12 protein-coding genes are annotated in these 15008 nt (G+C 61.2%); 10 read left to right on the top strand and 2 right to left on the bottom strand.

The features are described 5' to 3' along the window. Window positions 1–22: 22 nt before the first annotated feature. Window positions 23–1009 (bottom strand): alpha/beta hydrolase family protein, encoded by a 987-nt coding sequence (locus tag OC605_RS05415; RefSeq protein WP_262136448.1) that lies wholly within the window; start codon window positions 1007–1009, stop codon window positions 23–25. A gap of 73 nt (window positions 1010–1082) precedes the next feature. On the opposite strand from OC605_RS05415, the gene OC605_RS05410 reads away from it, so the two are divergent. The 6 genes from OC605_RS05410 (at window position 1083) to OC605_RS05385 (ending at window position 9106) form a co-directional block, all read left to right on the top strand. Next, window positions 1083–3479, top strand: a complete 2397-nt coding sequence (locus OC605_RS05410; RefSeq protein WP_262136447.1) for a PAS domain S-box protein — start codon at window positions 1083–1085, stop codon at window positions 3477–3479. 84 nt (window positions 3480–3563) lie between these two features. Then, window positions 3564–4193 (top strand): response regulator transcription factor, encoded by a 630-nt coding sequence (locus OC605_RS05405; RefSeq protein ID WP_003228820.1) that lies wholly within the window; start codon window positions 3564–3566, stop codon window positions 4191–4193. Between the two features lie 333 nt (window positions 4194–4526). Next, the gene (locus tag OC605_RS05400; RefSeq protein WP_016772906.1) at window positions 4527–5651 is read left to right on the top strand and encodes an ABC transporter ATP-binding protein; all 1125 of its coding nucleotides are present in this window, start codon (window positions 4527–4529) and stop codon (window positions 5649–5651) included. A gap of 48 nt (window positions 5652–5699) precedes the next feature. After that, the gene (locus OC605_RS05395; RefSeq protein WP_016772907.1) at window positions 5700–6743 is read left to right on the top strand and encodes an ABC transporter substrate-binding protein; all 1044 of its coding nucleotides are present in this window, start codon (window positions 5700–5702) and stop codon (window positions 6741–6743) included. A 278-nt stretch (window positions 6744–7021) separates the two neighbouring features. Then, window positions 7022–8269: an ABC transporter permease gene (locus tag OC605_RS05390; RefSeq protein ID WP_016772908.1), complete on the top strand. Its 1248-nt coding sequence runs from the start codon at window positions 7022–7024 to the stop codon at window positions 8267–8269. 12 nt (window positions 8270–8281) lie between these two features. Then, window positions 8282–9106 (top strand): ABC transporter permease, encoded by an 825-nt coding sequence (locus OC605_RS05385; RefSeq protein ID WP_016772909.1) that lies wholly within the window; start codon window positions 8282–8284, stop codon window positions 9104–9106. Window positions 9107–9318: 212 nt separating this feature from the next. Here the strand turns inward: OC605_RS05385 and OC605_RS05380 are convergent, their stop codons facing one another. Further along, window positions 9319–10461 (bottom strand): IS481 family transposase, encoded by a 1143-nt coding sequence (locus OC605_RS05380; protein ID WP_410055979.1) that lies wholly within the window; start codon window positions 10459–10461, stop codon window positions 9319–9321. 220 nt (window positions 10462–10681) lie between these two features. On the opposite strand from OC605_RS05380, the gene OC605_RS05375 reads away from it, so the two are divergent. The 4 genes from OC605_RS05375 (at window position 10682) to trpE (ending at window position 14986) form a co-directional block, all read left to right on the top strand. Continuing rightward, window positions 10682–11830, top strand: a complete 1149-nt coding sequence (locus tag OC605_RS05375; RefSeq protein ID WP_262136446.1) for an iron-containing alcohol dehydrogenase — start codon at window positions 10682–10684, stop codon at window positions 11828–11830. Between the two features lie 114 nt (window positions 11831–11944). Next, window positions 11945–12619: a ribulose-phosphate 3-epimerase gene (gene rpe / locus OC605_RS05370; protein ID WP_007918813.1), complete on the top strand. Its 675-nt coding sequence runs from the start codon at window positions 11945–11947 to the stop codon at window positions 12617–12619. Then, window positions 12616–13434, top strand: coding sequence for a phosphoglycolate phosphatase (locus OC605_RS05365; RefSeq protein ID WP_122612452.1), 819 nt, complete (start codon window positions 12616–12618; stop codon window positions 13432–13434). The genes rpe and OC605_RS05365 overlap by 4 nt, the downstream gene beginning before the upstream one ends. A 70-nt stretch (window positions 13435–13504) precedes the next feature. Beyond that, a complete protein-coding gene (gene trpE / locus OC605_RS05360) occupies window positions 13505–14986 on the top strand; it encodes an anthranilate synthase component I (RefSeq protein WP_262136445.1) in 1482 nt (493 codons plus the stop codon). Window positions 14987–15008 lie beyond the last annotated feature (22 nt).

The following is a 15008-nucleotide window of genomic DNA, read 5'->3' as shown; positions in this document are numbered from 1 at the left end:
GAGGGGCGACTCGGTGTAACAGTCAGTCAACAGCCTGAGGATTCAACCAGCCCCGCACCCGCCGAAACAATTGTTCCTGCTCGGCCTTCTTGTCCGGCAATACCTTCAGCGCCACTTGGCTGAACGCCGAGGTCTTCAGACGCTTGCTCGCCTGCATGCGCTCCAGCGCCGCGTTGCGATCCAGCGCTTTGTCCATGTAGAAAATATCCACCGTCGGCAGCTTCAGTGTCGGCGTCAGTTCGGCGAGTGGCGGCAGGGCTTTGGTCGGGACTTGCGCGTCAACCATCACCAGTTTCTCCACCTGCGGCGTCTGCCGCTCGCTGAGAACACGCGCCGCCCAATAAGCGCCGGTGCCGTGGCCGAGCACGACAATGCTGCGCGCGCTCTGCTGTTCGGCGTAGGCAATCGCTGCGTCGATGCGTCCGAAAATGCGATCGGCATCGGCTTTGGCCTGTTCTTCGCTGGTCTCGGCGACCACCTGTTCGGCAACTTCCGCTTCACCGCCAGCGGCCTGTTCGATCGGTTGTGCGGTGGCGGCATCCTTGCTTGTGGTTTCCGGGGCTTTCGGCGCGGCGGTTGGTTCGATCACGCGCGGAGCAATGGCGTCGCCTTGCAGATCCGGCAGGGGGATACTCAGGCTGCTCCACTCGACGTCCGGCAATTTGCGTCGCAATGGGCCGATTGCCTGAGGCCAGTCAGCGGTTTCGCCGGCACCGGGAACGATGATCACCGCGCCTTTGGGTTCGGCGCTGTTGGCCGGTTTCCACAGGGCGAGGAAAGTGTCGCTGCCAGCCTGCAGTTGTTGCTGCTCTTGCGCCGGCAGTTTACGTTGCAGTGCGGCGGCCTCTTCCTGACTACGCTCAAGCAGTGGCTGGCGCTCGGCCGGTTTTTCTTCGGCGGGTTTATCCGTGGCGGCAGGCGCCGGGTCGGCGGCTTCGACGGAAAACGCACAAGGCAGGATCAGCGACAGGCACAATGCTGGCAGTGCCAGGCGGTAGACAGAGGGCATCGGTTATTCCAGGCCAGAAATTATCCCGGCAGCCTAATGGGTTGGTCAGTATTTGTCAGTGTATGAGACTTCAATGAAGCGATTTTGCTGCCTGTGGGTTATCGGCTGTTTGTGGTTTCCCTTGATGGGCTGGGCGGCGCCTGCGCCACCGGATCATGCCGCGCAATTGTCGCCAGAGCAGCAGCAATGGCTGGCGCAGCGCAACGAATTGCGCGTCGGCCTGGTGTTGCAGGCGCCCTACGCGACCTACGATCGGCGCCTGCAGCGATTGTCCGGGGCCAATGTCGAGTTGATGAAACTGCTGGCCAAAACCCTCGGCGTGGAACTGAGCTGGCGCAACTTTCAGGATCTCGGGCAGTTGGAAAACGCTTTGCGCGAGGGCGAGATCGACATCGCCCCGGGCCTCAGCCAGACCCCCAGCGCGCTGCGCCTCTGGCAGTTTTCCGACCCGTACATGCGCGTGCCGCAACTGGTGGTCAGCGACCAGAAGAGCAGCGGCGCGGTCGATCTGGAAAAGCTCGACAGCCAGACCCGCGTCGCCGTGCGCATGCCGAGCAGCACCGCCGATTATCTGCGCAGCAACTATCCGCATCTGAATCTGCAAGGCGTGCCGCTGGAACGGCAAGCGTTGCAACTGCTGTTGAGTCAGCAAGCCTCCTACGCGGTGGTCGACGAAGCACAGTTGGGGCGTCTGTCGGTGGAGCCGGAATTTGCCGAACTGGTGGTGGTCGGCGATATCGGCCTGCCGCAGTTGCTACGTGTGGCCTCGCGGCGCGATTGGCCGGAGCTGGCCGGCATCGTCCAGAGCGCCTTGCGCGCGATCCCGGCCAAGGATCTGGAACAACTGCACAACCAATGGCTGCAGCCGAAATACCCACGGCTGACCGAATCGCCGGGGTTCTGGCAGAACCTCAGCCTGTTGTTCGCGGTGATGCTGCTCAGTTGCGCGGCGATCGTGGTCTGGCAGCGGCGCCAACAGCGCAGCCTCGAACAACGCTTGCTCAGCGCCCGCGAGGACATCGCGTTGCGCGCGGCCAGTGAAGAGGCGCTGCGGCTGACACAGTTTTCCATCGACCAAAGCACGGTCGGCATTCTCTGGGTCAATTGGGACAGCCATGTGCGCTACGCCAACCGCGCAGCGGAAAACATGCTCGGTTATCCTTCGGGCGGGCTGATCGAACGGCCGCTGATCGATTTCGAGCCCGGCCTGCACATGGATCGCTGGCTCAATCTGTGGAAGCGTGCACGGGCCAGTGAAGAAGGGCCCTTGAGCTTCGAAACCAGTTGCCTGCGCGCCGATGGCAGCGTGTTGCCGGCCGACGTTTCCCTGAGTTTTCTGCGTTTTCGCGACAGTGAATATCTGGTGGTCTACCTCACCGACGTCACCGACCGCCGCCGCGCGCTCGCCGCTTTGCAGGAAAGCGAGGCGCGCCTGCAAGGCATCGCCGCCAACGTTCCGGGTCTGGTGTTCAGGCTGGAGCGGGCACCGGTCACCGGGCAGATCGACTTTGCCTACATCAGCGAGGGCAGCGAAAGTCTGGTCGGTTATGCGCCGGCAACCATCGCTCATCGCGACATGGGCTTGCGCAGCCTCGTGCACCCCGACGACAAGGCCAGTTATCACCGCACCCAGGATCAGGCGCTGGACACTGACAGCGACTGGTCGTGGCAGGGCCGCATCGTCACGCGCCAGGGGGAGCAGCGCTGGGCCGAGATCAAGGCGATCACCCGCCAGCTGGAGGACGGCGCCTATGTGTGGGACGGCATCGTCTGGGACATCAGCGAAAGCAAACGCATCGAGCTGGAACTGGCGGCCTCGCGCGAGCAACTGCGTGAACTGTCGGCGCACCTGGAAAGCGTGCGTGAAGAAGAGAAGGCGCGCATTGCCCGGGAAGTTCATGATGAGTTGGGGCAGATGCTCACCGTGCTGAAACTGGAGACATCGATGTGCGAATTGGCCTACGCGCAACTCGACCCGGGTCTGAACGAGCGGCTCAACAGCATGAAACGCCTGATCGCGCAGTTGTTTCAGCTGGTGCGCGATGTGGCGACGGCGTTGCGCCCGCCGATTCTCGATGCCGGGATTGCCTCGGCGATCGAGTGGCAGGCACGGCGCTTCGAGGCGCGCACGCAGATACCGTGTCTGGTGCAGGTGCCGGATAACCTGCCGGCGCTCAGCGACGCCAAGGCGGTGGGGCTGTTCCGGATTTTGCAGGAAGCGCTGACCAACGTGATGCGCCATGCTCAGGCGCATACGGTGGAATTGACGCTGGCGCTTGCGGGCGATGAATTGTGTCTGACCGTCAGCGATGATGGCGTAGGATTTGTCGCCGCCGAGGGTCGGCCGACGTCGTTTGGTCTGGTCGGCATGCGTGAGCGAGTGTTGATCATGGGCGGGCGGCTGGAGCTGGTGAGTGAGCCGGGGGAGGGCACCAGTCTGGTGGTGCGAGTGCCGGTGAGTGAAGTCTGAGGATTTGTGTCGTGAGTGCTGACGCCTTCGCGAGCAGGCTCGCTCCCACAGGGATTGGTGTGTACCTGAAATCTGGAGAAGAACGTGATCCGTGTACTGGTAGCCGAAGACCACACCATCGTCCGTGAAGGCATCAAGCAACTGATCGGCCTGGCCAAGGATCTGCAAGTGGTGGGGGAGGCGAGCAATGGTGAGCAACTGCTCGAAACCCTGCGCAGCGTGCCGTGCGAGGTGGTGTTGCTGGACATCTCCATGCCCGGCGTCAATGGCCTGGAAGCGATCCCGCGCATTCGGGCGCTGAACAATCCGCCGGCAATTCTGGTGCTGTCGATGCACGACGAAGCGCAAATGGCCGCTCGCGCATTGAAGGTCGGCGCGGCAGGGTATGCGACCAAGGACAGCGATCCGGCGCTGCTGCTCACGGCGATCCGCAAGGTCGCGGCGGGCGGGCGTTACATTGACCCGGAACTGGCCGACCGCATGGTCTTCGAAGTCGGCCTGACCGATACCCGGCCGCTGCATTCGCTGTTGTCAGAACGCGAATTCTCGGTGTTCGAACGCCTGGCCCAGGGCGCCAACGTCAACGACATCGCCCAGCAACTGGCCTTGAGCAGCAAGACCATCAGCACCCACAAGGCGCGGCTGATGCAGAAGCTCAACATCACCTCCCTGGCTGAGCTGGTGAAATACGCGATGGAGCACAAACTGCTCTGACCATCACCGCCCTCATGTGGGAGCGAGCCTGCTCGCGAAAGCGGCGTAACAGTCAGCCATTCAGTTTGATGACCCACCGCATTCGCGAGCAGGCTCGCTCCTACAGGTTCGGAGTGGGCATATCCATTAGCGACAGACGCTTTTGCCTGTTCTTGCCGCTTGCAGCTTGCCCCTTGCCGCTGCGTTTGCCCAAACGCGCCATCCTTGTAGGGCAATCCCTACCCCCAACCTTCCATTGCGCTTAAGCGATTCTCTCCTGCGCCCCGATTTGCGTGGCCGCCGCCAGCCACTAGGCTTGATGAACAAGCAGTCATCAACAACAAAGGTGTGGGTATGAGCCAGGTCGATACAAGCGCAGGGACCAGTGATGTGCTGGTCAGCTTTCGTGGTGTGCAGAAGAGCTACGACGGCGAGAACCTGATCGTCAAAGACCTCAACCTGGACATTCGCAAGGGCGAATTCCTCACCCTGCTCGGGCCGTCCGGTTCCGGCAAGACCACCAGCCTGATGATGCTCGCCGGGTTCGAAACGCCGACCGCCGGTGAAATCCTCCTGTCCGGGCGTTCGATCAACAACGTGCCGCCGCACAAGCGCGATATCGGCATGGTGTTCCAGAACTACGCGCTGTTCCCGCACATGACTGTCGCGGAGAACCTTGCTTTCCCGTTGACCGTGCGCGGCTTGAATAAAAGCGACGTCAGCGAGCGGGTGAAGAAAGTCCTCAGCATGGTTCAGCTCGATGCCTTCGCTTCGCGCTACCCGGCGCAGTTGTCCGGTGGTCAGCAGCAGCGTGTGGCACTGGCCCGCGCGCTGGTGTTCGAGCCGCAACTGGTGCTGATGGACGAGCCGCTGGGCGCCCTCGACAAACAACTGCGTGAACACATGCAGATGGAGATCAAGCACCTGCACCAGCGCCTCGGCGTGACCGTGGTCTACGTGACCCACGATCAGGGTGAAGCGCTGACCATGTCTGACCGCGTGGCGGTGTTCCATCAGGGCGAGATCCAGCAGATCGCCCCGCCGCGCACGCTCTACGAAGAGCCGAAAAACACCTTTGTCGCCAACTTCATTGGCGAGAACAACCGCCTCAACGGCCGCCTGCTCAGCCAGAGTGGCGAGCGCTGCGTGGTCGAGTTGGGGCGTGGCGAAAAGGTCGAGGCGCTGGCCGTCAACGTTGGCCAGACCGGCGAACCGGTGACTCTGTCGATCCGTCCGGAGCGCGTCAGCCTCAACGGTTCGAGCGATCAATGCGTCAACCGCTTCTCAGGGAGGGTGGCGGAATTCATCTATCTGGGCGACCACGTCCGGGTGCGCCTGGAAGTCTGCGGCAAGACCGACTTCTTCGTTAAACAACCGATTGCCGAGCTCGATCCCGCGCTCGCTGTCGGCGACGTGGTTCCGCTTGGCTGGCAGGTCGAGCACGTTCGTGCGCTCGATCCGCTTTTAGAGGCGCACTAAGCGCCCCGGCAATACCAACACCAACCCTGCACGTGGAGAGAACAATAAATGTTGAGATCCCTGAAGTTCACCGCCCTGACTCTGGGCCTGATGGGTGCCACCGGCGCAATGGCTGCCGGCCCGGACTTGACCGTGGTGTCGTTTGGCGGGGCGAACAAGGCGGCGCAAGTCAAAGCCTTCTATGCACCGTGGGAAGCGGCGGGTAACGGCAAGATCGTTGCCGGCGAATACAACGGCGAGATGGCCAAGGTCAAAGCCATGGTCGACACCAAGAGCGTGTCGTGGGATCTGGTCGAAGTTGAATCGCCAGAGCTGTCCCGTGGTTGCGACGAAGACATGTTCGAGCAACTCGACCCGGCGCTGTTCGGCAAGACCGAAGACTACGTCAAAGGCGCCATTCAGCCGTGCGGCGTAGGTTTCTTTGTGTGGTCTACCGTGCTGGCCTACAACGCCGACAAGCTGAAGACCGCACCGACCAGTTGGGCGGATTTCTGGGACACCAAGAAATTCCCGGGCAAGCGCGGCCTGCGCAAAGGCGCCAAGTACACCCTCGAATTCGCGCTGATGGCCGATGGTGTGGCGCCGAAAGACGTCTACAAAGAGCTGGCGAGCAAGGGCGGCCAGGATCGCGCCTTCAAGAAACTCGATGAGCTCAAGCCAAGCATTCAGTGGTGGGAAGCCGGCGCACAACCGCCGCAATACCTCGCTTCCGGCGACGTGGTGATGAGTTCGGCCTACAACGGTCGCATCGCGGCGGTGCAGAAAGAATCCAACCTGAAAGTGGTGTGGAACGGCGGCATCTACGACTTCGACGCCTGGGCCATCCCGAAAGGTCTGGACGCCAAGCGCGCCGAAGCGGCGAAGAAGTTCATTGCCTTCTCGGTGCAGCCGCAGCAGCAGAAGACCTACTCGGAAAACATCGCCTACGGCCCGGCCAACACCCAAGCCGTGCCGCTGCTGGCCAAGGATGTCCTGAAAGACATGCCGACCACCCCGGAAAACATCGCCAACCAGGTGCAGATCGACGTCAGCTTCTGGGCTGATAACGGCGAACAACTGGAACAGCGCTTCAATTCCTGGGCGGCGAAATAACCACTGTTTTACCTGTATGGAGGATGGCAAGGGGGCTTTTGTGGCGAGGGGATTTATCCCCGTCCGGTTGCGAAGCAGCCCCAAAGCCATACCCGCTCGGTGGGTCAGATAAACCGCATTCTCAGGTTTTACGACTGCTGCGCAGCCGAACGGGGATAAATCCCCTCGCCACAAAGGTTCGCTGCCACAGGAGGGCTCGCTCCCACAGGTAGCAGTGTTTCAACGCAACAGAGGTGGTTCGCCACCTCTGTCACGATCAAAGATTTGCGGAGTACGTCATGGCCATCGCCGTTCCCCTGAACGAGGGCGCCAGCCCCACCTTGAAGCAGAAGCTCAAGCACGCCGAGCGGGTCAACCGCTGGAAAGCCCAGGCGCTGATTGCGCCGCTGGTGCTGTTTCTGCTGCTGGTGTTTCTGGTGCCCATCGTGGCGCTGCTCTATAAAAGCGTCGGCAACCCGGAAGTGGTTGGCGGCATGCCGCGCACTGTCACCGCCATCGCCAGTTGGGACGGTCGTGGTCTGCCCGCCGAGCCGGTGTACAAGGCTGCCAGCGAAGACCTCGCCGAAGCCCGCAAAAACCAGACGCTGGGCGATCTGTCCAAGCGCTTGAACATGGAGTTGGCCGGCTACCGCAGCCTGCTGACCAAAACCGCCCGGGCGCTGCCGTTCGCCAGCGAACCGGCTTCTTATAAAGAAGCGCTGGAAGCGCTCGACGAACGCTGGGGCGACCCGGCCTACTGGCAAGCGGTGAAACGCAACACCAGCAGCATCACTCCGTATTACCTGCTGGCGGCGGTCGATCACCGCATCGATGACCTTGGCGAACTGGCTCCAGCCACCCCGGATCAGGCGATCTACCTTGACATCTTCGCGCGCACGTTCTGGATGGGCCTGGTCATCACCGTGATCTGCCTGTTGCTCGCTTATCCATTGGCCTACCTGCTGGCGAACCTGCCTTCGCGGCAGAGCAACCTGCTGATGATCCTGGTGTTGCTACCGTTCTGGACCTCGATTCTGGTGCGGGTCGCCGCCTGGATCGTGCTGCTGCAATCCGGCGGTCTGATCAACAGTGCGCTGCTGGCCATGGGCATCATCGATAAACCGCTGGAACTGGTGTTCAACCGCACCGGCGTATACATCTCGATGGTGCACATCCTGCTGCCGTTCATGATTCTGCCGATCTACAGCGTGATGAAAGGCATCTCACCGACCTACATGCGCGCGGCGATTTCCTTGGGCTGTCATCCGTTCGCCAGTTTCTGGCGGGTGTACTTCCCGCAGACCTACGCCGGTGTTGGCGCCGGCTGCCTGTTGGTGTTCATCCTTGCGATTGGCTACTACATCACCCCGGCGCTGCTCGGCAGCCCGAACGACCAAATGGTCAGTTACTTCGTCGCCTTCTACACCAACACCAGCATCAACTGGGGCATGGCCACTGCGCTCGGCGGGCTGCTGTTGCTGGCGACCGTGGTGCTTTATCTGATCTACAGCTGGCTGGTCGGCGCCAGTCGCCTGCGCCTGAGCTAAGGGGAATTTGCGATGCTGAGTCCTTACATGTCGCCCATCGAACGGGTGTGGTTCTACAGCCTGCGGATTCTCTGCGGCCTGATCCTGCTGTTCCTGATCCTGCCGGTGCTGGTGATCATTCCGCTGTCGTTCAACTCGGGGAGTTTCCTGGTCTATCCGCTGCAAGGTTTCTCGCTGCAGTGGTACCACGACTTCTTCGCCTCGGCGGAATGGATGCGCGCGCTGAAGAACAGCATCATCGTCGCCCCGGCGGCGACGGTGCTGGCGATGATCTTCGGCACCCTGGCGGCGATCGGCCTGACCCGTGGCGACTTCCCCGGCAAGTCACTGGTGATGGCACTGGTGATCTCACCGATGGTGGTGCCGGTGGTGATCATCGGCGTGGCGAGTTATCTGTTCTTCGCGCCGCTGGGGCTGGGCAACAGCTTCTTCTCGCTGATCGTCGTGCATGCGGTATTGGGTGTGCCGTTTGTGATCATCACCGTGTCGGCGACGTTGCAGGGTTTTAATCACAATCTGGTGCGTGCTGCTGCGAGTCTCGGCGCATCGCCGCTGACTGCATTCCGCCGGGTGACCTTGCCGCTGATTGCGCCGGGAGTGATTTCCGGGGCGCTGTTTGCCTTTGCCACTTCTTTCGATGAAGTGGTGGTGACGCTGTTTCTTGCCGGGCCTGAGCAGGCGACATTGCCTCGGCAGATGTTCAGCGGGATTCGCGAAAACCTTAGCCCGACGATTGCCGCTGCGGCGACGTTGCTGATTGCCTTCTCGGTGATTCTGCTGCTGACACTGGAATGGCTGCGCGGGCGCAGCGAGAAACTGCGTACTGCGCAGGTCTGAGATCAAGGTCAAAAGCCACCCCTCACCCCAGCCCTCTCCCCAAGGGGGCGAGGGGGAAGGGAGCAGATTTTCGTGGCTTTCGCGGCCGGAGTTCGACTCGGTAATTCAGGTCGATGTATTTCGAGAGTACAACCCGGTCAGTCCCCTCTCCCTCCGGGAGTGTATGTACCGGAGACATGGTGGACACATGTTCGGAGACATGGTGGACGGTTTTAGATCTTCTTACCTGCCGTAACGGTCTGCAAGTTCAAGTCGATTCGGGCGATACGATGTCTACTCCAGTAGACATCGTAGATGCCGTCCTCCGTCGTTTCCCGGATAGCTACTGACCTCCCGTGAAAAGCCTTTCCGACTGTGTATTCACGGTTCCTCCAGTAGATCTCTCCTTTTACCTGAACCTTCCTGACCACATCCCCATCGTCGTACTCCGGTGCCGCTGGTTGCTCCTGGTATTCCCGTGGGCTGCTGCTGTAGCGAGTAGCAGGAACCTGCATGTTCAACGCTTGATGCGGACGCTTCTGGTTGTAGATATCACGCCAGATATCAAACGCCCGTTGCGCATCGTCGAGATCGGTGAAATACCGGCCTTGCAGGACTTCATTTTTCAGGCTGCGGTGGAAGCGCTCCAGCTTTCCTTGGGTTTGCGGGTGATAAGGTCGGGAGTGGCCTACCTTGATACCCTGGCTCATCAGCCAGACCTCCAGCGCGGTATAAACGCCGGTCTGGTCACCCCATGGCGAACCGTTGTCCATCGTCATGCGCAGAGGCAGACCGTAGAGCCGAAAGGCCCGCATTAGATGATCCTGGACGGTTCGGCGCTGCTCATTGGCGCACGCAGCGATGCACAGTGAGAACCGTGAGTGATCGTCCAGTATCGTCAGCGGATGGCAACGTCCGTGGCTCAGGCTGATATGGCCCTTGAAGTCGATCTGCCAAAGATCGTTGGGCGCCTCGTGCTCGAACCGGATAAACGGTTTGACCTCGGCAGCCTTTGGATCAACGCGCGAATGACGCTGTAAAACCGCATGCACGGTGCTGACAGAGGGCATCACCTTGCCGTCGTCTTCCAACACGCGCTTGAGCTTGCGAGCGCCCCAAGCGGCGTACTCCTGACTCATGGTCAAAATCTGCTGCTCAACCTCTTCAGCGCAGCGTTTGGGTGACGTCTTTGGTCGTCGAGACTGATCGATCAACCCTTGCGCACCGAGATTTTCAAACCTGCTGAGCCATTTGTAGGCAGTGCTTGGGCTGATATTGAATCGACGGCAAAGCTGCCGAACATTGGCCCCTTCTTGCCGAGCCAACAGCACGAATTCCGAACGAAGCTGCACGGTGGACACCTCTTGCCAAGACACAGGCCATCTCCTTCGCGATGAGCAATGTGTCTATTAAAATGTGTCCACCATGTCTCCGAACACCTGTCCACCATGTCTCCGGTACATACAGGGAGAGGGTTAGGGTGAGGGGCTCTTGATCTTCCTATCCGATCAACCATTCACACCCTGAATAGCAGACAACCCCAAATCCCCAGCTAATCTTGTGCCCAGCTCCCACATCTATAAGAGGCTGCGCACCATGAGTCTGTCCCAGTTCAAAATCGCTCATAAACTGATCACCGGCGCCGCAGCCATCGAACAACTGGCCGCCGAACTCACCCGCCTCGACATCGACAACCCGTTGATCGTCACCGACGCTGCGCTGGTCAAGTCCGGCACCGTCGAGCTGGCGCTGGTGCAACTCGGCGGGCGCGAATACGAGATTTTCGACCGTGTGCTGCCCGATCCGGAAATCGCCATCGTCGAAGACTGCATGCGCGCCTATCGCGAAGGCGGGCATGACGGCTTGATCGGCCTTGGCGGTGGCAGCGCCATTGACATTGCCAAGAGTGTCGCCGCCTACGCCGGCTACCACGGTGCGCTGGAAGATCTGTTCGGCGTCGATCAGGTACCGCGCAAGGGCCCGCCGCTGATCGCCATTCCGACCACCGCCGGCACCGGCTCTGAAGTCACCAACGTGGCGATCCTCTCGGACAAGGTCGCGCAGTTGAAGAAAGGCATCGTCAGCGACTATCTGTTGCCGGATGTGGCGCTGGTCAGCCCGCAAATGACCCTGACCTGTCCGCGCAGCGTTACCGCAGCCAGTGGTGTCGATGCACTGGTGCACGCTATCGAATCCTATCTGTCGGTGAACGCCTCGCCGATCACCGACTCCCTCGCCATCGGCGCAATCAAGCTGATCGCCAAAGCTCTGCCCAAGGCCTACGCCAATGGCGCTAACCTGCAAGCGCGTGAAGACATGGCCACCGCCAGCCTCATGGCCGGCATGGCGTTCGGTAACGCCGGGGTCGGTGCGGTGCATGCGTTGGCGTATCCGCTGGGCGGTCGCTTCAACATTGCCCACGGTGTCAGCAATGCCTTGCTGCTGCCCTATGTGATGACCTGGAACAAAATGGCCTGCGTCGAACGCATGCAGGATATTGCCGAAGCCATGGGTGTGAAGACCGCGCATCTGAGCGCCAGCGAAGCCGCAGACAAAGCCGTACAGGCCATGACCGACCTGTGCGCAGCGGTGGAAATCCCTGCCGGGCTGCGCAGTTTCGGCGTGCCGGAGGAAGCGATCCCGGCGATGGCCGTGGAGGCCGCCGGCATCGAGCGGCTGATGCGCAACAATCCGCGCAAGCTCAGCGCCGGCGACATCGAGAAGATCTACCGCGCGGCTTACTGAAGCGCGGTCGCTGAGGGCTCATGGCACAACCCAATCATCGCGGTCCCGGTGCGCGCGTGGAAACTTGAGGTATACAATGCGCGCCATCGTGATTTAGCTCAGCACAGGTGCGTCATGCAGCCCTTCGTAATTGCTCCGTCGATCCTCTCCGCCGACTTCGCCCGCCTCGGCGAGGAAGTGGACAACGTTCTCGCCGCCGGCGCCGACTTCGTCCACTTCGATGTCATGGACAACCACTACGTACCGAACCTGACGATCGGCCCGATGGTCTGCGCGGCACTGCGCAAGTACGGCGTCACCGCGCCGATCGACGCGCACCTGATGGTCAGCCCGGTGGACCGCATCGTCGGCGACTTCATCGAAGCCGGCGCGACCTACATCACCTTCCACCCGGAAGCCACTTTGCACGTCGATCGCTCGCTGCAACTGATCCGCGAAGGCGGGTGCAAGTCCGGTCTGGTGTTCAATCCGGCGACTCCGCTGGACGTGCTCAAGTACGTGATCGACAAGGTCGACATGGTCCTGCTGATGAGCGTCAACCCGGGCTTCGGCGGGCAGAAGTTCATTCCCGGCACCCTCGACAAACTGCGTGAAGCGCGGGCGATCATCGACGCCTCGGGCCGCGACATCCGCCTGGAAATCGACGGCGGCGTCAACGTCAACAATATCCGCGAAATTGCCGCTGCTGGTGCTGACACCTTCGTCGCCGGCTCGGCCATTTTCAACGCGCCGAACTATCAGGAAGTCATCGACAAGATGCGTTCCGAACTGGCACTGGCACGCCCATGAGCGGTTTTGAGCAGTTGTTCCCGGGGCAGCTGCCACGGTTGGTGATGTTCGATCTGGATGGCACGCTGATCGATTCGGTTCCCGACCTGGCAGCGGCGGTGGACACCATGCTGCTCTCCCTCGGCCGTCCGCCGGCAGGTATCGAAGCGGTGCGCGAATGGGTCGGCAATGGCGCGCCGGTGCTGGTGCGTCGGGCCTTGGCGGGTGGTATCGATGACTCGGCAGTGGACGACGCTGAAGCCGAGCGCGCACTGGAGATTTTCATGGAGGCTTACGGCGCCAGCCATGAGCTGACCGTGGTCTATCCCGGTGTGCGCGACACGCTCAAGTGGCTGCACAAGCAAGGCGTGGCCATGGCGCTGATCACCAACAAGCCCGAGCGCTTCGTCGCGCCGCTGCTCGATCAGATGAAGATCGGCCGCTACTTCAAGTGGATCATCGGCGGCGATACCCTGCCGCAGAAGAAGCCTGACCCGGCGGCGCTGTTTTTCGTGATGAAAATGGCCAACATTCCGGCCTCGCAATCGTTGTTCGTCGGCGACTCGCGCAGCGATGTGCAGGCGGCGAAAGCAGCGGGGGTCAAGTGTGTCGCGCTGAGTTATGGCTACAACCATGGCCGGCCGATTGCCGAGGAATCCCCGGCACTGGTGATCGACGATTTGCGCAAACTAATTCCCGGTTGCCTGGATCTGGCCGGTGGGATAACGTTGCCCGACGCTGTTCAACCCCCTTCTGGAAACGCCATCGTGGTGGTCACCCGCAAACTCTGGATGAAAGTCATCAAGGCCCTGGCCCGCTGGCGTTGGCGCGCCTGACTGATTCTGGCCGGCCGTGCCGGCGCGTTTGCATACCTGACTGATTGCACCTCACACCACGAGGCACCTTATGAATCGCGAAGAATTCCTGCGTCTGGCCGCTGACGGCTATAACCGCATCCCGTTGGCCTGCGAAACCCTGGCTGACTTCGACACGCCGCTGTCGATTTATCTGAAACTGGCCGACCAGCCCAACTCCTACCTGCTCGAATCGGTACAGGGCGGCGAGAAATGGGGCCGTTATTCGATCATCGGCCTGCCGTGCCGCACCGTGCTGCGAGTCCACGACCATCACGTCAGCATCACCGTCGATGGCGTCGAGACCGAAAGCCAGGAGGTTGAAGACCCGCTGGCGTTCGTCGAAACCTTCAAAGCGCGCTACAACGTGCCGACCATCGCCGGCCTGCCGCGCTTCAACGGTGGTCTGGTCGGTTACTTCGGTTACGACTGTGTGCGCTATGTCGAGAAGCGTCTGGGCAAATGCCCGAACCCGGATCCGCTGGGCGTGCCGGACATTCTGCTGATGGTTTCCGACGCCGTAGTGGTGTTCGACAATCTGGCTGGCAAGATGCATGCGATCGTCCTCGCCGACCCGGCCCAGTCCGATGCCTTCGAGCAAGGCCAGGCGCGGTTGCAAAAACTGCTCGAGCAACTGCGTCAGCCGATCACCCCGCGTCGTGGCCTGGATTTCAGCAAACAGCAATCGGCCGATCCGGTGTTTCGTTCCAGTTTCACTCAGGACGATTACGAAAAAGCCGTCGACACCATCAAGGAATACATCCTCGCCGGCGACTGCATGCAGGTGGTGCCGTCGCAGCGCATGTCGATCGACTTCAAGGCTGCGCCGATCGATCTGTACCGTGCCCTGCGGTGCTTCAACCCGACGCCGTACATGTACTTCTTCAACTTCGGCGATTTCCACGTCGTCGGCAGTTCGCCGGAAGTGCTGGTGCGGGTCGAAGACAACCTGATCACCGTACGCCCGATCGCCGGCACGCGCCCACGCGGTGCCACCGAAGAAGCCGACGTGGCGCTGGAGCAGGATCTGCTTTCGGATGACAAGGAGATCGCCGAGCACTTGATGCTGATCGATCTGGGCCGCAACGATACCGGGCGCGTTTCGGAAATCGGCTCGGTGAAGCTCACCGAGAAAATGGTCATCGAGCGTTATTCCAACGTAATGCACATCGTCTCCAACGTCACCGGCCAGTTGAAGTCGGGCCTGACCGCGATGGACGCACTGCGGGCGATTCTGCCGGCGGGTACTTTGTCCGGCGCGCCGAAGATTCGCGCGATGGAAATCATCGACGAGCTGGAGCCGGTCAAGCGCGGTGTGTACGGCGGCGCGGTCGGTTACTTCGCCTGGAACGGCAACATGGACACCGCCATTGCCATTCGCACGGCGGTGATCAAGAACGGCGAGCTGCACGTGCAGGCCGGCGGCGGCATCGTCGCCGACTCGGTGCCGGCGCTGGAATGGGAAGAAACCCTGAACAAACGCCGCGCGATGTTCCGCGCCGTGGCGTTGGCCGAGCAGACCCCTGACGCCTGATCCACGCAATTTCCCATGTGGG

It is taken from the genome of Pseudomonas sp. Marseille-Q5117 (assembly GCF_946901175.1).
Taxonomy (GTDB): Bacteria; Pseudomonadota; Gammaproteobacteria; order Pseudomonadales; family Pseudomonadaceae; genus Aquipseudomonas; species Aquipseudomonas iranensis.
Note: the sequence above shows the minus strand (reverse complement) of the source record. Positions and strands in the feature narration are given on the sequence as shown.